Below are 19306 nucleotides of genomic sequence, written 5' to 3' on the forward strand. Positions count from 1 at the left end.
TCACGCCCCGTGTCCGCCACCCTGCGCCAGACCCCGACCCGCACGACGCGCGCCACCCGCGCGCTCGTCGTCGCGCTGGCGTTCGCGCTCTGGTTCGCCGGCACGATGGGGCTCATGCACCGCTCGCTGCACGTGCCGGGCCTGCCCGCCGCTGCTGCGGCGGCGCAGGCACAGGCCGCGCACCGGCACGACAGCGGCCACACGCTGGCCAGCCTGTTCGGCGTGCACGACGACGCCGACTGCCGCCTGTACGACCAGCTCGCGCACGGCACGGGCGTGCCCGGCGTGCCGCTGGTGGTGCTGCCGATGCTGCTGCCGGCGGCCACGTTTGCTTATCTGCAGGGCGAAGCCATCGCCCGCTGGGTCGCGCTCTTCGACGCGCGCGGCCCGCCGTCCACTCGCTGAATCCCCCGTGTTCCGGTTGCTGCACCCCTTCGGGCGGGTGAGGGCGGCCGGTCGTTCCCCGATTCAACGAGTGTTCCTTCTTCATGACCCCCCAATTCCGTCGCAACGCCATCGGCGCTGCCGTTCTTTCGCTCGCCTCGGTGGCGAGCCTGGCCCAGACCGCCGACACCGCCGCCGCCCCAGCCGCTGACGCCACCAGCCTGCGCGAAGTCACCGTCACCGGCAACCCGCTGGGCGCGAGCGACCTGATCGCGCCGACCACCTCGCTGTCGGGCGACCAGCTGCTGCTGCGCTCCGAATCGACGCTGGGCGAAACGCTGAACAACCTGCCCGGCGTGAGCAGCAGCTACTTCGGCCCCAACGCCAGCCGCCCCAGCATCCGCGGGCAGGACGGCGACCGCATCCGCATCCTGCAGAACGGCGGCGGCGCACCCGATGCCTCGGCGCTGAGCTACGACCACGCGGTGCCCGTCGACGCGCTGGTGACCGAGCGCATCGAGGTGCTGCGCGGCCCCTCGGCGCTGCAGTACGGCGGCAGCGCCGTGGGCGGCGTGGTCAACGTGATCGACAACCGCATCCCGACCGAGCCCATCAACGGCTTCGGCGGCCGTGCCGAGCTGGGCTACGCCAGCGGCAACAAGGAAAAGAGCGGCGGCGTGCTGCTCGAAGGCGGCAACGACCGCTTCGCGCTGCACGTCGACGCCTTCAACCGCGATTCGAAGGACGTGGCGGTGCCGGTCGACCTCGAATGCAGCAAGCCCGGGCGCCTGTCGCTCGCGCGCCGCATCTGCAACTCGCAGAACGAGGCGCACGGCGGCGCGGTCGGCGGCACGCTGTTCTTCAGCCAGGGCTGGATCGGCGCCTCGGCCAGCACCTACCGCAGCAACTACGGCACCGTGGCCGAGGACGACGTGACCATCGGCATGAAGTCCGACCGCTACGCGCTGGAAGGCGAATGGCGCCCGGGCGGCTTCATCCGCAGCATCCACGCGAAGGTGAGCCGCACCGACTACCGCCACACCGAGTTCGAGGGCCGCGAGGCCGGCACCACTTTCTCGAACCTGAGCAACGACCTGCGCATCGAGGCGCGGCACGAGAAGATCGGCAACCTCGAGGGCCTGGTCGGCTTCAGCCGCGAGACCAACCGCTTCGCCGCCGACGGCTCGGAGGCCTTCGCGCCGCACAGCCGCACGCGCTCCAACGCGCTGTTCCTGCACGAAGAGCTCGGCACCTCGTGGGGCCGCCTGAGCTTCGGCGCGCGCACCGAGAAGGTCACGGTGCGCTCGCTGGGCTACCCCGACGACCTGTCGGTGACGCGCTTCGCCATCGGCGAGCGCAGCTTCAACCCGCACAGCGCGGCGTTCGGCGCGCTGGTCAACCTCACGCCGCAGTGGCAGCTGACCTCGAACCTGGCCTACACCGAGCGCGCACCGAAAGACTACGAACTGCTCGCCAACGGCCCGCACGTGGCCACCGCGGCCTGGGAGGTGGGCGACCCGAACCTGGGCAAGGAAAAGTCCACCGGCTTCGACCTGGGCGCGCAGTGGAAGTCGGGCCCGAACACGGCCCGCGTGAACGCGTACGTCACGCGCTTTCGCAACTACATCGGCCTGACCGCGTCGGGCCGCACGCTCGACGAGGAAGGGCAGGTCGTCACCGACCCCGAAGCGACCGACACGCTGGCCGAGTACCGCTACGGCGGCATGCGCGCGCGCTTCACCGGCATCGAGGCCAACGGCAACCTGCGGCTGCTGGGCGCCGACGGCTTCGCGCGCATGGCCGACGCGGGCACGCTCGACCTCGAGTGGCGCGGCGACATCGTGCGCGCCAAGAACCTCGACACCGGCGAGCCGCTGCCGCGCATCGCGCCGCTGCGCCTGGGCGCCACGCTGGCCTACGGCAACGGGCCGTGGACCGCGCGCGTCGGCTTCGACTACAACGCGGCGCAGCGCCGGGTGCCGAGCGTGGGCGCGCGCGAGACGGACGCGTACACGCTGTGGAACGCGTCCATCAGCTACCGCATGAAGGTACAGCGCGCCAACCTCACCTGGTACGCGCGCATGGACAACATCGGGAACACGCTGGCCTACACGCCGACCTCGATCCTGACGACCACGGTGTTCCCGAAGGCGCCGCTGCCGGGGCGTTCGTTGAAGGTGGGCTTGCGCGTCACGTTCTGAGGCTGCGGCCTTGCGCGCGGCGGGCGCGCGCTATCCTCGCCGGGTGAATTCGTTCGTCATTTCTTCCCTGCTGCCCGTCGTTCTCCTCATTGCCGCCGGCTACCTCGCCGGACGGCGCCGGTGGATCGGCGGCAATGCGGTGAAAGACCTGTCGAATCTCATCTTCCTGCTGCTCGCGCCCGCGCTGCTGTTCCGCGCCATGAGCACGGTGCACGTGCAGGAGTTGAGCCTGAAGCCCGTGGCGGCGTACTTCATCGCCTCGGGCCTGCTGTTCGCGGCCACGCTCGCGTGGCGCGGCTTCAACCGCACGGGCGCGGTGCTCGCGCTGGCCAACACCTACAGCAACACCGTGATGATCGGCATCGCGCTGATCGGCCTGGCCTACGGCGAGCCCGGCATGGTGGTGCTGCTCACGCTGATCTCGCTGCACTCGCTCGTGCTCATGACCAGCGCCACCGTGGTGCTCGAGCTGGCCGTGGCGCGCGAGCACGCGGCGGTGAGCGGCGCCGATCGGCGCTCCATGGCGCGCACCGTGGGGCGCGCGCTGCGCAACGCCATCATCCATCCGGTGCCGCTGCCCATCATCGCGGGCCTGCTGTTCGCGCAGACGGGGCTCGTGATGCCCGAGGTGATCGACAAGCCGATCCAGCTGCTGGGCCAGGCCTTCGGGCCGGTCGCGCTGGTGATGGTGGGCATCACGCTCGCGCTCACGCCCATCGGGCGCCACTGGCGCGGCGCGCTGGTGCAGGCGCTGGTGAAGAACCTCGTGCACCCGCTGCTGGTGGCGCTCATCGGCTGGCTGCTGGGCGTGCGCGGCATCCCGCTCACCGTGATGGTGGTGGCGGCGGCGCTGCCCATCGGCGCCAACGTGTTCCTGTTCTCGCAGCGCTACCGCAGCGCCGAAGACCTGGTCACGGCCAGCGTCGCCGTGTCGACCGTGCTGGCGCTGGGCACGCTCACCCTGGTCATGGTCTGGGTGCAGTGGTTGCCCTGACGGCCCCCATTTCTCCCGCGCTTTTCGCGAACTTTTGCCCGACTGAGCGACAGCGCTAGCCCTATGCCGTTTGGCAGGGGTGGCCGTTTGGTGGGCTGGCGAGCGGCGTTCGCGCCCCTACATTTGCCGGCTGATGACGATCTACCCGGCGCGTGTTTCGCCCCTTGCCCTTGCAGTGACGGCGGTGGTCGCGACGGTGATCGCGCTGCACGGCGCGCGCGCGCATGCGGCGGGCGAGGCCAAGCCATGCCGCACGCCCTGCCTGGCCGTTCCGGTGCCGGCCGAGGCGCCGCAGGCCAAGGAAGCCGAGCCCAAGCCCGCCGTCGTGCGGCCGGCGCCGAAGCCGCGCCCGCAGATCACCGCCACCGCAGCGCCGGCCCCGGCCCCGGCGCCCGAGGCGCATCGCGAACCCGTCGAGCGGCGTCCCGCGCCTTCGAAACGCTGCAGCGAGATCAACATGCGCGCCGCCGTGGGCGAGCCGCTGTCGGACCAGGACATGACCATTTTGAGGAGCCAGTGCTGATGACCACGACCCACACGAACACAGCGAACACCGCCGCCCCCCGCACCCTGTGGCGCGTGCTGGCGCTGTGCACTGCCGCGCTGCTGGCCACCGCCTGCGCGCACCGCCCCGCGCCCAGCAGCGCCATGCCCTTCGATCAGGCCGTCACCCAGGCGGTCGACGACCTCATGGTGCAGACGCAGAAACTGCCGGCCTTCCTGGCCAAGGTGGAGTCGACGCTGACGCAGCGGCGCATCGTGATCGACCCGTTGCTCGAAGGCGCCAGCGGCCAGCAGACCGAGGTGACACGCGTGGCCGAGCAGCGCATCGTGCAGCGCATGCAGGCGCAGTTCAAGCAGTTCACCGTGACGCCGTTCAACGCCAACGAGATCGGCAACGCGCAGTACGTGCTCAACGGCACGCTGGTGCGCGACAAGGACGCCTCGGGCGCGCCGTACCGGTTGAACCTCGCCATGACCGAGATCAAGAGCGGCATGGTGATCGCGCAGTCGGTGGCGCGCATCAGCGATGCCTCGCTCGACACGCGGCCCACCGCCTTCTTCCGCGACAGCCCCGTGAACGGCAAGGACCGCGGCGTGGAGGGCTACATCCGCACCGCCGAGACGCCGGCCGGGCAGGCCGCCGACGCGCTGTACCTGGAGCGCCTGCCGACCGCCACGGTGCTGCAGGAGGCCACCGCCGCCTACGAGGCCGGCCGCATGAGCGAGGCCCTGAGCCGCTACGAGGCCGCGTCGAAACGCGCCGACGGCCAGCAGCTGCGCATCTACAGCGGGCTGTACCTCACGCAGTCGCAGCTGGGCCGCACGGCCGACGCCGAGCGCACCTTCGGCACGCTGGCGCGGCTGGGGCTCGAGAGCAACAACCTGAGCGTCAAGTTCCTGTTCAAGCCGGGCTCGACCGACTTCCTGGCCGACCCGAAGATCAGCGCGGCCTACCCGATGTGGCTGCGCCAGATCGCGCGGCAGGCGGCGCAGATCGACGCGTGCGTGGTGGTCACGGGCCACACGAGCCGCACGGGCTCGGAGGCGGTCAACGAGCGGCTGTCGCTGCAGCGCGCGACCAGCGTCAAGGCGCGGCTGGTGGGCGAGGCGCCGCCGCTGTCGAAGAAGCTGCGCGAAGCCGGCATGGGCTTTCGCGAGAACATCGTCGGCACGGGGGCCGACGACGCGAGCGACGCGCTGGACCGGCGCGTCGAATTCAAGGTGGCCGGTTGCGAGGCCTGAGCCAGGCTCAGGGCGCGAGGCGTTCGCGCACCCAGTCCGCACCTTCGAGCCGGTAGCGCAGCCGGTCGTGCAGCCGGCTCTTGCGGCCCTGCCAGAACTCCCAGCGGTCGGGCACCAGCCGGAAGCCGCCCCAGTGCGGCGGACGCGGCGGCGAGAGCAGGTGCTTGGCGGCGTACACGGCGGCGTTCTTCACCAGCACGTCGCGTCCGCTGATCACTTCGCTCTGCGGGCTGGCCCAGGCGCCGATGCGTGAATCGAGCGGGCGGCTGGCGTAGTAGGCGTCGCTCTCCTCGGCACTGACGCGTTCCACGCGGCCTTCGATGCGCACCACGCGCTCCAGCTCGACCCAGTGGAACTGCAGCGAGGCATACGGGTTGCCCGACAGCTCGCGGCCCTTGCGGCTGTCGTAGTTGGTGTACCAGACGATGCCGCGCGCGTCGTAGCCCTTGATCAGCACGATGCGGCTGGACGGGCGCAGGTCGCTGCCCACGGTGCACAGTGTCATCGCGTTGGGCTCGGGGATGTGCGCGTCGACGGCCTCGGTGAGCCAGCGCTCGAACTGCTGGATCGGGTCGGCGGCGCTGCGGGTCTCGTCGAGCTCGGCGCGCTCGTAGCTCTTGCGCAGCGCGGCCAGCGCGTCCTTGGAAAGAGGAGAAGAAGTCATGCCGGGATTGTTGCGCACATACTTCGCCCATGACGACAACCGAGACGAACGCCCCGACCGTGATCGTGCTGGCCTCGGGCCGTGGCGAGCGTTTCATCGCGGCCGGCGGCACGGGCTCCAAGCTGAAGGCGCTGCTCGCGGGCCGGCCGGTGCTCGAGCGCACGCTCGACGCGGTGCGCGCGAGCGGCCTGCCGTGGCACCTGGAAGACGCGGGGCACCCCGGCATGGGCGATTCGATCGCCGCCGCGGTGCGTGCCACGCCCGACGCGGCGGGCTGGCTGATCCTGCCGGGCGACCTGCCGCTGGTGCAGCCCGCGACGCTGCGGGCGGTGGCCGCTGCGCTCGGCGGGCGGGTGAATGCCGTGCAGCCGCAGTACCGGGGCGAGCGCGGGCACCCGGTGGGTTTTGCGGCGGGCTGCAGGGCCCAGCTGGCGGCGCTGGAGGGGAATCTGGGCGCATCGTCCGTGCTGCGGGCGATGCGTGCCATCGATTCGGTCATCGATCTGGCCGTGGACGATGCCGGCGTCGTGACCGACATCGACACGCCCGAGGCCCTGGCGCGGGCCGAGGCGCTCTGGCAGGCGCGCGCGGGCGCCTGACCGCTCACACTTTTTGCTTAGTTCTGGGCAACGACCGCGCAGAGCACGCGCGGGCCGGAGTTGCCGGCGGGCTGCGTCGTGAAGTCGTCGCGGTCGCGGTGCACCACGAGCGCGCGGCCGCGCACGTTGTTGGCGGTGCCGTCGGTCAGCGAGATCGCGTGGTTGTCGACGCTGAAGCGCGCCACGCCGCTGGCATCGGCCACGAGGCTGGGCAACTCGCCGGCGTGGCTGCCGGGCGCGGAGAACTTGCCGTGCGTGCCGCCGGCCGGGTTGAAGTGGCCGCCCGAGGCGTTGCCGTTGTTGCCGCAGTCGCCCTTTTCATGGATGTGGAAACCGTGCTCGCTGCCCGGCGCCAGGCCGCGCACCTCGCCGGACACGCGCACGCCGTGGTCGAGTGCGGTGAGCGTCACCGAGCCGCGCGCGGGGTTGGGCGTGACGGCGGCGGTCGGCGTCAGCTCGACCGTGGTGCTCGGCTTGCCGCCCATGCTGCCGCAGGCGGCGAGCACGGCAGTGGCGAGGAGGGCGGTGCCAGTGGCGAGGAGACGGCGATGGATCATTGGTTTTCCTTGTTGATGAACGGGGTGGAGGGTTGAGAGGAAGCGGTGTCCGAAGACCCCGCAACGTATACCGGAGCCGGGGCTGTCCCGCAATCGGCGGGTGTCTGAAATGGCGGTTCGGCGGCCAGCGCCACCAGCCGGGCCAGCGCGGCGTCGTGGATCGCGTGGCGCTGCAGCTCGAGCAGGGTCTGGCGTGCGTAGTCGAGCGAGCTGCCGTAGCGGCCCACGGCATTCGCGAAGATGTGGCGGTAGCGCTCGTCGCTGAGCTCGCCCGTGAAGTTGGGGCTGCGCCGTGACAGCGTGAAGGCCAGCGCGCGCACCGGCCCTTCGGCGGTGCCGCATTGCAGCCACTTGGGGTCGTACACGCCGGTCGGCATCTCGCGCAGCCAGAGGCGCTTCAGCGTCTCCAGGCCCTCGGCCTTCGGCACGCGGAACACGACGCCCCGGCAGCTGCCGCCCGAGAGCAGCCCGAACACCAAGCCCGGCGTCTGCACGCTGCCGCGGTTGACGCGGCTCCACATCTTGAGCGCGCGGTGCCAGCCGTGCACCGAGGCCGCGCGCCGCTCCGCAAAGCCGAACTCGGGCCGCCAGATCAGCGAGCCGTAGCCGAACAGCCAGAGATCGTCGCGTCCGCCCCAGTCGGCGATCGCGCGTTCCAGCATCGGCTGCGGGTCGCGCAACGGACGGGGCATGGGGTCCAGCCCCGGCGGACCGGGGTCCGGCGCGCCGGCTGACACGGGGGTGTCGGGGGTGGCGCCTACAATTTCGTGATCATGGTTCACCGCACCATTATTTACCGACCCCTTTCCTACGGAGATCGCGCTTCCATGAACAACGACGACAGCCAGCAGAATTTCGCCCTCGGCTTCCTGGTGGCATTGATCGCGCTCGTGATCATGTTCGTGATCGGCGTCGCCTTCTGGCACAAGGGCCTGGGTGCGACGGCCGCGCAGGCCAAGCCCGCTGTCGCGGCTTCGGCGCCGGCACCGGGCGGCGCGGTGCAGGTGACCGAAGTCACCGAGACCGTCACCGTGGTGATCCCCGACGGCGCCAGCATCCGCGTGGTCGGCGGCGTGGTGAACTTCTACTTCGCGACCGGCAGCGCCGACCTCGCACCGGGCGCCGCCGAGGCGCTGGCCCTGGTCATCAAGGGCGTCGAGGGTGGCCGCAAGGCGGTGGTTTCGGGCTTCCACGACACCACCGGCGACGCCGCCGTCAACGAGGAACTGGCCAAGAAGCGCGCCCAGATGGTGCGCGAGGTGCTGGCGGGCCTGGGCGTGCCGGCCGAGAAGATCGACCTGCAAAAGCCCGCCGTCACCGCCGGCTCGGGCAACAACGCCGAGGCGCGCCGCGTCGAAGTCCGGCTGGTCGACTGAGCGATCCGGCCTTTTGCATCTCCATCAAAAAACCCGGCATGGCCGGGTTTTTTTGTGCCTGCACGCGGCCGGGTGCATGCCTGAGTAATTTCGTATCGTTCTGCGGCCTGATTTCATCGGGGCGTCGCGCTCGAATTGGTACGATGGGCCTCCAGGCCCACAGTCGCGCCGGCGACACGCAGCAAGAGCCAACTTCCCCATGAGCAGCACACACCCCACCGTCCGCGACGTCACCGATCGCATCCGCGCGCGCAGCCGCGACACGCGCAGCACCTACCTCACGCGCCTGGCCGAGATCCGCGCCCGCGACCGCGGCTCCGACCGCATGGGCTGCGCCAACGTGGCGCACGCCGTGGCCGGCATCCCGGCCAACGACAAGTTCAAGGTGGTGGCCGAGCGCGCGCCCAACCTGGGCATCGTCACGGCCTACAACGACATGCTCTCGGCCCACGCGCCGTATCAGGGCTACCCGGACATCATCAAGCACGAGGCCCGCCGCCACGGCGCCACCGCGCAGGTCGCCGGCGGCGTGCCCGCCATGTGCGACGGCGTCACGCAGGGCACGCCCGGCATGGAGCTGAGCCTGTTCAGCCGCGACCTGATCGCCATGAGTACCGCCGTCGCCCTCACGCACGACATGTTCGACGGCGCCCTGATGCTCGGCGTGTGCGACAAGATCGTGCCGGGCCTGCTGATCGGCGCGCTGCATTTCGGCCACCTGCCCACCGTCTTCGTGCCCGCCGGGCCGATGCCCTCGGGCCTGTCGAACACCGCCAAGTCGAAGGTGCGCGAGCAGGCGGCGCAGGGCCTCGTGGGCCGCCAGGGCCTGCTCGAGGCCGAGATGGCCGCCTATCACACGGTCGGCACCTGCACCTTCTATGGCACTGCCAACAGCAACCAGATGCTGCTGGAGGCCATGGGCCTGCACGTGCCCGGCACGGCCTTCATCCAGCCCGGTGACGCCATGCGCGAGACGCTCACGCGCGAGGCGGTGCGCTCGGTGCTCGGCAAGGCGAGCGACACGGCCTTCAACTGCCCGCCGATTGGCGAGATGGTCGACGAGCGCTGCATCGTCAACGCCATGGTCGCGCTGCTGGCGACGGGCGGCTCCACCAACCACCTGATCCACTGGGTGGCCGTGGCGCGCGCCGCGGGCATCCTCATCGACTGGGACGACTTCTCCCAGCTGTCCGACGTGGTGCCGCTGCTCACGCGCGTGTACCCCAACGGCAGCGCCGACGTGAACGAGTTCCAGGCCTGCGGCGGCCCGGGCTTCGTGATCGGTGAGCTGGTCGAGGCTGGCTTGATGCACGCCGACGTGCTCACGGTGCGCGCCGGCGGCATCCGCGAATTCGCCAACATCCCGTCGCTGGCCGGTGAGAACACGCTGCAATGGACGCCCGCTGCACCGCTGCAGAAAGAAGCCGTCACGCGCCCGGTGGCCAGCCCCTTCAGCGCCACCGGCGGCCTCAAGCTGCTCAGCGGCAACCTGGGGCGCAGCGTGATCAAGGTGTCGTCGGTGCCCGACGATCGCCATGTCATCGAAGCGCCCGCGCGCGTGTTCGACTCGCAGGCCGCGCTGCAAAAAGCGTTCACGGCCGGCGAGCTGGAGCGCGACGTGGTCTGCGTGGTGCGCTGGCAGGGCCCGCAGGCCAACGGCATGCCCGAGCTGCACAAGCTCACGCCGCCGCTGTCGGTGCTGCAGGGCAAGGGCTTCCGCGTGGCACTGGTCACCGACGGGCGCATGAGCGGCGCCTCGGGCAAGATTCCCGCGGCCATCCACGTGTCGCCCGAAGCCGCCGCCGGCGGCCCGCTGGCCAAGGTGCGCGACGGCGACCTGATCCGCCTCGACGCCGTAGCGGGTACGCTCGCCGTGTTGCTGCCCGAAGACGAATGGGCCGCGCGCGAGACCGCGACGCTGTCCGACGCACAACGCATCGCGGACGGCCACGGCCTGGGCCGCGAACTGTTCGCCGGCATGCGCCGCAACGCACTGACCGCCGAAGAGGGCGCCTGCACCTGGATGTGACGGGGCCCACGCGGGCCGCAAGAAATTTTTGGAGCCATGAGATGACAGACAGACTCACCCCCCTCGACGTGATGCGCGACGCACCCGTCATTCCGGTCATCGTGCTGAACGACGTGAAAGACGCCGTGCCCCTGGCGCGCGCGCTGGTCGCAGGCGGCATCCGCATGCTCGAAGTGACGCTGCGCACGCCGCAGGCGCTGCAGTGCATCGAGGCCATCGCCAAGGAAGTGCCCGAGGCCGTCGCCGGCGCCGGCACCATCCGCAGCGCGGCCGACGCGCAGGCCTCGGCGCTGGCCGGCGCGAAGTTCGGCGTGAGCCCGGGCTACACGCGCGCGGTCGGCAAGGCCTGCCACGACCTCGGCCTGCCGCTGCTGCCCGGCGTGGCCACCGGCAGCGAGATCATGACGGCGCAGGAAGACGGCTACACCCAGCTGAAGTTCTTCCCCGCGCTGCAGGCCGGCGGCCTGCCGATGCTCAAGGCCTGGCAGGGCCCGTTCGGCGACGTCACCTTCTGCCCCACGGGCGGCATCCATGCGGGCAACGCAGCCGAGTTCCTCGCGCTGTCGAACGTGGCCTGCGTGGGCGGTTCGTGGATCGTGCCGACCGACGCCATCCGCGACGGCGACTGGACCCGCATCGAGCAACTGGCGCGCGCCGCGAGCCAGCTGCCGCGCTGAGCATGTCGGCCGATTTCGACGCGGGCGACCTCAAGGTCATCGCGTTCGACGTGTTCGGCACGGTGGTCGACTGGCACAGCGGCATCGCGGCCGAGGTCGAGCGCGTGCTGCCCGGCGTGGACGGCGCGGCCTTTGCGCTGGCCTGGCGCGCCGGCTACCAGCCCGCCATGAAGGCCGTGATGGAACGCATCGCGGCCGGCGAGGGCGGCTTCACGCTGCTCGACGAGCTGCACTTGAGCATGCTCGAACAGGTGCTGCACGACTTCAGCCTGGCCGACCACCTCGACAGCGCCGCCAAGCGCGACCTGAGCCGCGCCTGGCACCGCCTGCCGGCCTGGCCCGATGCGGTCGAGGGGCTCACGCGGCTGAAGAAGAAGTTCACCATCTGCACGCTCTCCAACGGCAACATCGGCCTGCTCACCGAGATGGCCAAGCGCGCCGGCCTGCCCTGGGACTGCGTGCTGTCGGCCGAGGTGTTCAAGGCCTACAAGCCCGACCCGCGCACCTACCTCGGCGTGGCGGGCGTGTTCGACGCGACGCCCGGGCAGGTCATGCTCGCCGCGGCGCACCACGACGACCTGGCGGCCGCGCGCGTGTGCGGCCTGAAGACGGCGTACATCGAGCGGCCCCACGAGTTCGGCCGCAACCAGCCGAAGGTCGTGTCGCCGCAGCCGGACAACAACCTGCATGTGCGCGACATCATCGCGCTGGCCGACCGGCTGGGCTGCTGATCGATCAGTCCGTGATGAGCTTTTCCACCGTGCGCAGGTTGCGCGTGGTGGTGCTCGACTTGTAGCGGGTCTTCGCAAGCAGCTTCGCGACCGGCGTCTCCAGGCTTTCGCCGCGCGGGCACTGCCAGTACAGCACGCCATCGCCGCGCACCAGCTGTTCGACCTTGGCGTCGACCGTGCCGGCTTTGTCCATGATCTCGTCGAGCATCGCGGCGTCGGAGCCGAACACGAGGTACGGATGGTGCGTGTCGTCGATGCGCTCAAAGGGGTAGCTTGCGGCCATGTCGGCCACGCGCTGCTGCGTGAGCAGCACGATCCACGCCTCGTAGCCGAAGCACTGACGCAGCGCCTGCTCGATGCGCGTGCGCAGCGCGGCGGCATCGGGCGCGTCGGTGTCGAACAGCACGTTGCCGCTGGCGAGCACCGTGCGCACCGCGCCGAAGCCGAGTTCGTCGACGAACAGCGCCTTCAGGTCGGCGCTCTTGATCGTGATGCCGTTGACGTTCACGCCGCGCAGCAGGGCGACGTAGCGCGTCAGCGGCGCGTCTTTCTTCTTTGTCTTCGGGCTTGCCATGGCGTGGGGTGTGGCCCGAAGCGGCTCAGCGCAGGCCGCCGCCCGCGGCGTTCTCGTTGCGCTGGATCAATTCAATCTTGTAGCCGTCAGGGTCCGTCACGAAGGCGATCACCGTCGTGCCGCCCTTGACCGGACCGGCCTCGCGCGTCACGTTGCCGCCCGCGGCCTTGATCTTGTCGCAGGCCGCGTAGGCATCGGGCACGCCGAGCGCGATGTGGCCATAGGCGGTGCCGAGCTCGTAGCTCTCGGTGCCCCAGTTGTAGGTGAGCTCGATCTCGGCCTGGTCAGGGTTGCCGTTGCCGTAGCCGACGAACGCGAGGCTGTACTTGTACTCGGGGTTTTCCGACGTGCGCAGCAGCGTCATGCCGAGCACCTGCGTGTAGAAGTCGATGGAGCGCTGGAGATTGCCAACGCGCAGCATGGTGTGGAGAAGTCGCATCTCGTGGGTCGTGTCGTTATGGGGGATGGCGCTATTGTCGCCCTCTGGTCCGGGCGATCAAGCGGCCAGCGTCAGCAGGTGCGCCTGGTACTTCTTCAGGAAATCCATCAGATGCCGTGGGTACTCGGGCACCACCGCCGCGCGCACGCTGGGGCGCGCCGCCAGCGCGTGGCGCCAGGCGTTCACCTTGGGCAGCGCGTCGAACAGGTGCGAATCGCTGATCGCGTCGAACACTTCGAAGTAGCGGAACACCGGTGCGAACACCGCGTCGACGAGGCTGAAGGCTTCGCCCGCGAAGTAGGGGCCTTGCGCCAGCGCGGCCTCGACGCGTTCGAACTTGGCGGCCAGTGCCTCGCGCTTCTGCGCGAACACGGCGGCGTCCTGTGTGGTCTCGTAGCCCCACAGGTCGGCGAGGATGGCCGAGCCGAACTCCATCCATGCACGGTGCTGTGCACGTGCGAGCGGGTCTTCGGGGTGCAGGCGGGCGCCGGGTTGCGTTTCCTCGAGGTACTCGCAGATCACGTTGCTCTCGAACAGCACGGCCTCGGTGCCGTCGGGGCGCTGCACCTTCAGCAGCGGCACCTTGCCCAGCGGCGAGATGTCGAGAAACCACTGGGGCTTGTTCGCGAGATCGATCACGACGCGCTCGAAGGGCACGTTCTTCTCGTGCAGCGCGATCGCGGCGCGTTGCACGTAGGGGCACAGCAGGTGGCTGACGAGGGTGAGGGCCTGGGTCATGGGGCGTTCCGCTTTCGAAGAGTTGGGGTCGGGATCGGCGCGATTCTTGCGGGCCTGAACAACCTTTTCTGGAAAAGCCCATTCGGGCGCCGCCCGGTTGCTACGGCTTGGGAAAAAGGTACGCGCCGGCCGCAGGCTTGAGAAGGGGCTTGAGTTCGGTGAACGGCAGCGCCACCGTGGTGCCGAGGCAGGCGCCGAGCGCATGCGGCACGCCGCTGACCGCGACGGCCAGCGCATCGCGCCCGCGGGTGCGCTCGAAATGCAATGCCAGGTACTGGGGCCACACCTCGTCGCAACCCGTGTAGTGCTGCGGGTCTGCGGCGGCTGCGGATTCGGGCCCACGTCCCTCTGCCTTCAGCTTCTTCCCGATCAGCGCCATGAGCGTCTGGCTCGGCACGAACCCGTCCGGCGTCCTGGTGAACGCGCGGAACAGGCGTTCGAAGTCGAGGTACTCGCCACGGACCAGGTCGAGTGTGTAGGGCGCGTAGTGGTTGTGGGGATGGGCGCCGCCGCAGTCGGCGCTTCCCGATTCGACGACGCTCATCAGCGTCGGGCTGAGAAAGGTGACGCGCACCGATTCCGCGTCGTAGTTTCCCAGCGAGCCGGCCGCCGGATGCGTCTCGGTGTAGAGGGTGGCCTTGCATTCGAGCGCGGCGAGGCTGAGCTGTCCGTGCCTGCGCGCGAGGATGGCGTTGACCTTCTCGACCACGCGCGCATCCGGGTGTCGCGTGAGCCGCGGGTAAGAGAAGGGCGTGCGCGGATCGATGACCATGCGCCATGCCACCGCTCCGCTGACGTGCTCCGCGCCTTGCTTGAGCGGGGTCTGCAGCTTCAGGTGGTCGTAGGGTGCCGTCTCGATGGAGATCGGCGCGTCCGAAGCCGCGCCGGTGGTGTTGCCTGGCGGGATGGCGCGCGTCACCGGCGCAGTGGCGCCGGGACTCCGGTCTGGGTCGTACTGGCGAACTTGCCGAAGCTCGAACGCGACGTTTTTCTTGCCGGGGCCATCGCTCCAGCTTCCGGCAAAAGTGCCGTCAACCACCTGGCCGCGCCACGTCGGGCCCGGCTGCCGGGTCTGCGCATCTTCGAACAGCGGCGCGTTGCCGCCTTGTGCCGCCCGGTACATCGCCTCGCCCTGGATCGGGAGGGCTTCCACGAGCTTCGTCACCGGCCCGGAGAGTGGAATGTCGACACCGTGGCGGCGATAGAAATACCGCCCGCCGCTGGAGGCATTCACTTCGAGCACGACCTCGCTGGTGCCGAGGGTGCCTTGGTAGACCGTACGGACTTCTGCCAGGGCCGGCGTCGCCGACCCGAGCAACGTCGCCCACGCGAGGAGGAGTCGGGTCGCGTTGCGCATATCGGAGTTCCTTCCGCTACGAGGCCGTTTCCAGCCAGTGCGTGATCCGCCCGTTGTGCATCACGCCGATGCGGTCGGCCATCGCATGCGCCTCGGCCTCGTTGTGCGTGACCAGGATCGCGGTCTGGCCGGCCTTCTTCAGGATGCCGCGCACCTCGGCGGTCAGGCGCTCGCGCGTGCCGCCGTCGAGGTTGGAAAACGGTTCGTCCAGCAGCAGCAAGGCGGGCGAGGGCGCCAGCGCGCGGGCCAGTGCGATGCGTTGCTGCTGGCCGCCCGACAGCTCGTGCGGGTAGCGCTCGCCGGCCTCGGCCAGGCCGACCAGTGCGAGCATCTCGGCCACGCGCGCCTGCTGCGCCGCGCGGCCCAGGCGGCGCAGGCCGAAAGCAACGTTCCTGGCGGCCGACAGGTGCGGGAACAGCGCGTACTCCTGGAACATCATGCCCACGCGCCGCTGCTCGGGCGGCAGGTGCTTCTGGGGCGACGACAGCAGCGTGTCGCCGAGGCGGATGGTGCCGGCGCGCACGGGCTCGAAGCCGGCGATGGCGCGCAGCACCGTGGTCTTGCCGCAGCCCGAGGGGCCGAACAGGCAGGCGATCTCGCCCGCGGGCAGGTCCAGCGAGAAGCCGTCGACCACCGTGTGCGGGCCGCGTGGCGTGTCGTAGGCGAGCTGGAGCGAGTCGAGATGAAGCGGGGAACTCATGCGGGGTCCGTGTCGGGAGGCGTCACCGCCGGTGTCGTGCCGAGCTGGTTGCGCGCCAGCAGCACCACCGGCAGCAGGCCGGCGACCACGATGGCCAGCGCGGCGATCGCGCCTTCCTCGTAGGTGCCGCGCGCGGCCTCGGCATACAGCCAGGTGGCGAGGGTGTCGAAGTTGGCCGGGCGCAGCAGCAGAGTGGCTGGCAGTTCCTTCATGGCGTCGACGAAGACCAGCAGTGCGCCCGCCGCGATGGCGGGCTGCAGCAGGGGAAGGTGCACGCGGCGCAGCGTGCCGCCGGTGGTTTCGCCGAGCAGGCGCGAGGCCTGCTCGATGGCCGGCGGAATGCGCGCCAGCCCGGCCTCGATGCCACCCACGGGCATCGCAAGAAAGCGGATCGCGCAGGCCATGACCAGCACGATGCCCGCACCCATCAGCGGCAGGCCCTGCCAGCCCATCGCGCCGGCCAGCGCCGCGTCGAAGGCCAAGGCCGGCGTCAGCAGGCCGATGGCGAGCACGGTGCCCGGCACCGCGTAGCCCAGCGTGGCCGCGCGCGCCTGCCAGCGGGCGCGGTTGAGGCTCGTGCCCTGGCTGCGCGAGGCCCAGGCCACGACCAGCCCCGCCGCCACGGCCACCACCGTCACGCCGGCCGCCAGCGCCAGCGTGTTGCCCAGGCTGGCCACGAGGCCCTGCGAAATGCCGCCGCCCTGGTGCAGCCGCTTGCCGCTTTCCCAGACCAGGTACAGCGCGGGCGCGACAAAGCCGATCAGCACCGGCAGCGCCGCCGTCGCGGTCGCCGCCCAGGCCGCGCCGCCGTGCAGGCGCCGGGGCTGCACCGCGCGCATGCGCTGCGCGGAGCCGAAGCGCTGGTGCTGGCGGCCGTTGCGTTCGAGCCAGACCAGCGCCACCACCACGAACAGCATCGCGCAGGCGATCTGCGCGGCGCCGGCCAGGTCGGAGCGCGTGATCCAGGTGGTGTAGACCGCCACCGTGAGCGTGTTCACGCCGAGGAATTCGGAGGCGCCGATGTCGTTGAGCGTCTCGAGCAGTGCCAGGCTCAGGCCCACGGCCAGCGCCGGCCGCGCCAGCGGCAAGGCCACGCGAAAGAACGCGCCGCGGCGGCTCTCGCCCAGCGTGCGCGCCGCTTCCAGCAGGTGCGCCGGCTGGGTCATGAACATCGCGCGCGCCGTCATGTAGACATACGGATAGAGCACGAAGCCCAGCACGAAGATCGCGCCCGGCATCGAACGCAGGTCGGGCAGGCGGAACTGGCGCGGGCTGTCGAAGCCCAGCATCCAGCGGATCGCGCCCTGCACGGGGCCGATGGGGTGCAGCAGGTCGAGGTAGGCGAAGGCGACGATGTAGGTCGGCATCGCCAGCGGCAGCAGCAGCGCCCAGTTGAGCACGCCGCGGCCGGGAAAATCATGCGCCGTGACCAGCCAGGCGCAGCCGGTGCCGATCACAAGGACCAGGGTGCCGACGCCCGCGAGCAGCAGCGCGGTGTTGAGCGCCGCCTGCGGCAGCACGTGCGCGAACAGCGGCCCCCAGTGGCCGACGCCCGAGCCGAACGCGAGCCAGGCCAGCGTGAGCACCGGCGCGAGCACGCCGAGCGCGATCAGGAACGACGCGCAGCGCCATGCCGGGCCCGCGGCGCGCAGGCCCGGCGGCTGGCGCCGCGAAATCAGCATTCAGTTGCCGGCAAGGTGTGCCCGGCCATGCAAAGTCACTGGTCGAAGCCGACCTTGTCGACGAGGGCGCTGGCCTGCTTGCGGTATTTGGCAATCTCGGTCAGCGGCAGCGGATCGACCTTCAGCTCGCCGATGGACTGGCCGATGATCGGGTCGAGGGCCACGCCCTTGCGCACCGGGTACTCGTAGTTGGCGTCGGCGTACAGCGCCTGGGCCGGTTCCGACACCAGGAACTCGAGCAGCTTGACCGCGTTGGCGCGCTGCGGCGCGTTCTTGGCCACGGCCGCGCCGCTGATGTTCACATGCGTGCCGCCGCTCTTGGCGCTGGCGAAGGTCGGGCGGATCACCTTGATGGCGTCGCCCCACTTGCGCGCGTCGGTGCCTTCCTTGGCGCTCTTCATCTGGCCCACGTAGTACGAGTTGGCCACGCCGATGTCGCAGATGCCGCCGAGGATGTCGCGCGCCACGTCGCGGTCGCCGCCGGTGGCCTTGCGCGCCAGGTTGCCCTTGACGCCGCGCAGCCACTGCTCGGTCTTGGCTTCGCCGTCGTGCGCAATCATCGCGGCCACCAGGGCCGTGTTGTAGGGGTGCTGGCCGGCGCGGATGCAGACCTTGCCCTTGTACTTCGGGTTGGCCAGGTCTTCGTAGCGGAAGCTGGTCAGCGGCTGGTTCTTGTCGGCGTACAGCACGCGCGCGCGCAGCGAGAGCGCGAACCACTGGCCGTCGGCGCCGCGCAGGTTGGCCGGAATGGCCGACTCGAGCGCGGCCGACTTCACCGGCTGCGTCACGCCGCCTTCGACGAGGTCGACGAGGTTGCCGATGTCCACCGTCATCAGCACGTCGGCCGGCGAGCGCGCGCCTTCGGCCTTCACGCGTTCCAGCAGACCGTCCTTCACGAACACCGTGTTGACCTTGATCTTGCTCTGCGCGCTGAACGCCGAGATCAGCGGCTGGATCAGCGCCGGCTCGCGCGTCGTGTAGAGCGTGAGCTCGTCATTGGCGGCGTGCGCGGGCAGGGCGGAGAGGGCGAGCCAGGCGGCAGAAACGCCGAGGAGGGCGTGCGCCACGCGGCCCTGGGGGCCGGAACGGTCGGTCATGAAGGATCCTCCAGGTGCGGTGAGGTGTTCTAGGAAATGCATCGGCGACGGCGGAGCCTGTCGCTGATGCGAACAATTATCACTGACAGGGAGGAGCGGGTTTTCCTTTTGGCTTACAGCTTGAGGGCCTACTTGAAGCGCCTCACCGCCCCGCCGGCACCTCGAACACCAGGCACGTCGTCGTCGCATGCGCATACAGCGTGCCGTCCGCCCCGACCAGCCGCGCCTCGGCGGTGGCGAGCTGCCTGCCGCAGTGGATCACCTTGCCCTCGGCGCGCACGCGCTGCACCTTCGGCGTGAGGCCCTTGACGTAGTTCACGCTGAGTTCGGCCGTCGTGTACGCGCGACCGGGCGGCATCATGGTGTGGACCGAGCAGCCCAGGGCCGAGTCGAGCATCGTGGCGACCCAGCCGCCGTGGATGGTGCCCAGCGGGTTCAGGTGCTGCGGCAGCGGCGTGCCCTGGAAGATGGCGATGCCCTTGCTGACCGAGACGATGGTGAAGTCCAGCGTCTTGGCGATGGCGGCGTAGGGAATCTCGCCGTTGAGCATGGCCTGCATGACCTCCAGGCCGGTCTTGCCGGCGACCTGCTCGGGGCGTGCGAGCCCGGGGCCGGGGCCGTTCTCGAGGCGCTCGGCGATCTGCCGTTCTTCGGCGATCCATGCGTCGAGCAGATTGGAAGGGGTGTCGGTGAAAGCTTGCTGCGTCATGCCTGTGTTCCTGCTGGGGGCTTTGCGGGGAGGGGTTGATTGCATATGCAAT

At 70.3% G+C, this 19306-nt stretch carries 21 protein-coding genes; 10 read left to right on the plus strand and 11 right to left on the minus strand.

What is annotated here, in order from left to right:
• The first annotated feature begins 9 nt into the window (after positions 1 to 9).
• The 5 genes from VHAB30_RS03950 to VHAB30_RS03970 all read left to right on the plus strand — a co-directional run bounded on the left by VHAB30_RS03950 (position 10) and on the right by VHAB30_RS03970 (position 5325).
• Complete coding sequence (locus tag VHAB30_RS03950; RefSeq protein WP_235926429.1) at positions 10 to 405, plus strand: hypothetical protein; 396 nt, start codon at positions 10 to 12, stop codon at positions 403 to 405.
• 83 nt (positions 406 to 488) lie between these two features.
• Complete coding sequence (locus VHAB30_RS03955; protein ID WP_159275898.1) at positions 489 to 2585, plus strand: TonB-dependent receptor; 2097 nt, start codon at positions 489 to 491, stop codon at positions 2583 to 2585.
• A 43-nt stretch (positions 2586 to 2628) separates the two neighbouring features.
• On the plus strand, positions 2629 to 3579 hold the full coding sequence (locus VHAB30_RS03960; protein ID WP_070062462.1) for an AEC family transporter: 951 nt from the start codon (positions 2629 to 2631) through the stop codon (positions 3577 to 3579).
• Between the two features lie 133 nt (positions 3580 to 3712).
• Positions 3713 to 4102 carry a hypothetical protein gene (locus VHAB30_RS03965; RefSeq protein ID WP_159275899.1) on the plus strand — a complete coding sequence of 130 codons (390 nt, stop codon included), beginning with the start codon at positions 3713 to 3715 and terminating at the stop codon, positions 4100 to 4102.
• Entirely contained in the window at positions 4102 to 5325 is a 1224-nt protein-coding gene (locus tag VHAB30_RS03970; protein WP_159275900.1) for an OmpA family protein, read from the plus strand. The genes VHAB30_RS03965 and VHAB30_RS03970 overlap by 1 nt, the downstream gene beginning before the upstream one ends.
• A gap of 7 nt (positions 5326 to 5332) precedes the next feature.
• On the opposite strand, the gene pdxH is transcribed toward VHAB30_RS03970, so the two are convergent.
• On the minus strand, positions 5333 to 5989 hold the full coding sequence (pdxH, locus tag VHAB30_RS03975) for a pyridoxamine 5'-phosphate oxidase (RefSeq protein WP_159275901.1): 657 nt from the start codon (positions 5987 to 5989) through the stop codon (positions 5333 to 5335).
• Between the two features lie 29 nt (positions 5990 to 6018).
• Here pdxH and VHAB30_RS03980 point away from each other — a divergent pair, with 29 nt between their 5' ends.
• Complete coding sequence (locus VHAB30_RS03980) at positions 6019 to 6588, plus strand: nucleotidyltransferase family protein (RefSeq protein WP_159275902.1); 570 nt, start codon at positions 6019 to 6021, stop codon at positions 6586 to 6588.
• Between the two features lie 17 nt (positions 6589 to 6605).
• Here VHAB30_RS03980 and VHAB30_RS03985 read toward each other — a convergent pair whose 3' ends face one another.
• Together VHAB30_RS03985 and VHAB30_RS03990 are read right to left on the minus strand one after the other, a co-directional pair.
• Positions 6606 to 7145 carry a superoxide dismutase family protein gene (locus VHAB30_RS03985; protein WP_159270842.1) on the minus strand — a complete coding sequence of 180 codons (540 nt, stop codon included), beginning with the start codon at positions 7143 to 7145 and terminating at the stop codon, positions 6606 to 6608.
• The gene (locus VHAB30_RS03990) at positions 7142 to 7837 is read right to left on the minus strand and encodes a gamma-glutamylcyclotransferase (protein WP_062480152.1); all 696 of its coding nucleotides are present in this window, start codon (positions 7835 to 7837) and stop codon (positions 7142 to 7144) included. Before VHAB30_RS03990 ends, VHAB30_RS03985 begins: the two co-directional genes overlap by 4 nt.
• A 135-nt stretch (positions 7838 to 7972) precedes the next feature.
• Here VHAB30_RS03990 and VHAB30_RS03995 point away from each other — a divergent pair, with 135 nt between their 5' ends.
• The 4 genes from VHAB30_RS03995 (at position 7973) to VHAB30_RS04010 (ending at position 11958) form a co-directional block, all read left to right on the plus strand.
• On the plus strand, positions 7973 to 8521 hold the full coding sequence (locus tag VHAB30_RS03995; RefSeq protein ID WP_159275903.1) for an OmpA family protein: 549 nt from the start codon (positions 7973 to 7975) through the stop codon (positions 8519 to 8521).
• A 199-nt stretch (positions 8522 to 8720) separates the two neighbouring features.
• Positions 8721 to 10550 carry a phosphogluconate dehydratase gene (gene edd, locus VHAB30_RS04000; protein WP_139702881.1) on the plus strand — a complete coding sequence of 610 codons (1830 nt, stop codon included), beginning with the start codon at positions 8721 to 8723 and terminating at the stop codon, positions 10548 to 10550.
• Positions 10551 to 10591: 41 nt separating this feature from the next.
• On the plus strand, positions 10592 to 11227 hold the full coding sequence (gene eda, locus VHAB30_RS04005; RefSeq protein ID WP_070062470.1) for a bifunctional 4-hydroxy-2-oxoglutarate aldolase/2-dehydro-3-deoxy-phosphogluconate aldolase: 636 nt from the start codon (positions 10592 to 10594) through the stop codon (positions 11225 to 11227).
• A 2-nt stretch (positions 11228 to 11229) separates the two neighbouring features.
• Complete coding sequence (locus VHAB30_RS04010; protein ID WP_159275904.1) at positions 11230 to 11958, plus strand: haloacid dehalogenase type II; 729 nt, start codon at positions 11230 to 11232, stop codon at positions 11956 to 11958.
• A 4-nt stretch (positions 11959 to 11962) separates the two neighbouring features.
• Here VHAB30_RS04010 and VHAB30_RS04015 read toward each other — a convergent pair whose 3' ends face one another.
• The 8 genes from VHAB30_RS04015 to VHAB30_RS04050 form a co-directional block, all read right to left on the minus strand.
• Positions 11963 to 12532 (minus strand): DUF1697 domain-containing protein, encoded by a 570-nt coding sequence (locus VHAB30_RS04015; protein ID WP_159275905.1) that lies wholly within the window; start codon positions 12530 to 12532, stop codon positions 11963 to 11965.
• A 25-nt stretch (positions 12533 to 12557) separates the two neighbouring features.
• Positions 12558 to 12971, minus strand: coding sequence for a lactoylglutathione lyase (gene gloA, locus VHAB30_RS04020; RefSeq protein WP_070062472.1), 414 nt, complete (start codon positions 12969 to 12971; stop codon positions 12558 to 12560).
• A gap of 57 nt (positions 12972 to 13028) precedes the next feature.
• Positions 13029 to 13709 carry a glutathione S-transferase family protein gene (locus VHAB30_RS04025; RefSeq protein ID WP_159275906.1) on the minus strand — a complete coding sequence of 227 codons (681 nt, stop codon included), beginning with the start codon at positions 13707 to 13709 and terminating at the stop codon, positions 13029 to 13031.
• 100 nt (positions 13710 to 13809) lie between these two features.
• Entirely contained in the window at positions 13810 to 15066 is a 1257-nt protein-coding gene (locus tag VHAB30_RS04030; RefSeq protein WP_159275907.1) for a hypothetical protein, read from the minus strand.
• A gap of 16 nt (positions 15067 to 15082) precedes the next feature.
• Positions 15083 to 15766, minus strand: a complete 684-nt coding sequence (locus tag VHAB30_RS04035; RefSeq protein ID WP_159275908.1) for an ABC transporter ATP-binding protein — start codon at positions 15764 to 15766, stop codon at positions 15083 to 15085.
• Positions 15763 to 17448 (minus strand): ABC transporter permease, encoded by a 1686-nt coding sequence (locus VHAB30_RS04040; RefSeq protein ID WP_159275909.1) that lies wholly within the window; start codon positions 17446 to 17448, stop codon positions 15763 to 15765. The genes VHAB30_RS04035 and VHAB30_RS04040 overlap by 4 nt, the downstream gene beginning before the upstream one ends.
• 35 nt (positions 17449 to 17483) lie before the next feature.
• Entirely contained in the window at positions 17484 to 18545 is a 1062-nt protein-coding gene (locus VHAB30_RS04045; RefSeq protein WP_159275910.1) for a Fe(3+) ABC transporter substrate-binding protein, read from the minus strand.
• 142 nt (positions 18546 to 18687) lie between these two features.
• Positions 18688 to 19254, minus strand: a complete 567-nt coding sequence (locus tag VHAB30_RS04050; RefSeq protein WP_159275911.1) for a PaaI family thioesterase — start codon at positions 19252 to 19254, stop codon at positions 18688 to 18690.
• Positions 19255 to 19306: the final 52 nt, after the last annotated feature.

Origin of the sequence: Variovorax boronicumulans (assembly GCF_009811375.1) — a bacterium.
Taxonomy (GTDB): domain Bacteria; phylum Pseudomonadota; class Gammaproteobacteria; order Burkholderiales; family Burkholderiaceae_C; genus Variovorax; species Variovorax boronicumulans.

Coding starts and splice junctions, on each gene's coding strand:
- VHAB30_RS03955 (WP_159275898.1), top strand. CDS start 489: ATGACCCCCCAATTCCGTCGCAACGCCATCGGCGCTGCCGTTCTTTCG.
- VHAB30_RS03965 (WP_159275899.1), top strand. CDS start 3,713: ATGACGATCTACCCGGCGCGTGTTTCGCCCCTTGCCCTTGCAGTGACG.
- VHAB30_RS03970 (WP_159275900.1), top strand. CDS start 4,102: ATGACCACGACCCACACGAACACAGCGAACACCGCCGCCCCCCGCACC.
- pdxH (WP_159275901.1), bottom strand. CDS start 5,989: ATGACTTCTTCTCCTCTTTCCAAGGACGCGCTGGCCGCGCTGCGCAAG.
- VHAB30_RS03980 (WP_159275902.1), top strand. CDS start 6,019: ATGACGACAACCGAGACGAACGCCCCGACCGTGATCGTGCTGGCCTCG.
- VHAB30_RS03985 (WP_159270842.1), bottom strand. CDS start 7,145: ATGATCCATCGCCGTCTCCTCGCCACTGGCACCGCCCTCCTCGCCACT.
- VHAB30_RS03990 (WP_062480152.1), bottom strand. CDS start 7,837: ATGCCCCGTCCGTTGCGCGACCCGCAGCCGATGCTGGAACGCGCGATC.
- VHAB30_RS03995 (WP_159275903.1), top strand. CDS start 7,973: ATGAACAACGACGACAGCCAGCAGAATTTCGCCCTCGGCTTCCTGGTG.
- edd (WP_139702881.1), top strand. CDS start 8,721: ATGAGCAGCACACACCCCACCGTCCGCGACGTCACCGATCGCATCCGC.
- eda (WP_070062470.1), top strand. CDS start 10,592: ATGACAGACAGACTCACCCCCCTCGACGTGATGCGCGACGCACCCGTC.
- VHAB30_RS04010 (WP_159275904.1), top strand. CDS start 11,230: ATGTCGGCCGATTTCGACGCGGGCGACCTCAAGGTCATCGCGTTCGAC.
- VHAB30_RS04015 (WP_159275905.1), bottom strand. CDS start 12,532: ATGGCAAGCCCGAAGACAAAGAAGAAAGACGCGCCGCTGACGCGCTAC.
- gloA (WP_070062472.1), bottom strand. CDS start 12,971: ATGCGACTTCTCCACACCATGCTGCGCGTTGGCAATCTCCAGCGCTCC.
- VHAB30_RS04025 (WP_159275906.1), bottom strand. CDS start 13,709: ATGACCCAGGCCCTCACCCTCGTCAGCCACCTGCTGTGCCCCTACGTG.
- VHAB30_RS04030 (WP_159275907.1), bottom strand. CDS start 15,066: ATGCGCAACGCGACCCGACTCCTCCTCGCGTGGGCGACGTTGCTCGGG.
- VHAB30_RS04035 (WP_159275908.1), bottom strand. CDS start 15,766: ATGAGTTCCCCGCTTCATCTCGACTCGCTCCAGCTCGCCTACGACACG.
- VHAB30_RS04040 (WP_159275909.1), bottom strand. CDS start 17,448: ATGCTGATTTCGCGGCGCCAGCCGCCGGGCCTGCGCGCCGCGGGCCCG.
- VHAB30_RS04045 (WP_159275910.1), bottom strand. CDS start 18,545: ATGACCGACCGTTCCGGCCCCCAGGGCCGCGTGGCGCACGCCCTCCTC.
- VHAB30_RS04050 (WP_159275911.1), bottom strand. CDS start 19,254: ATGACGCAGCAAGCTTTCACCGACACCCCTTCCAATCTGCTCGACGCA.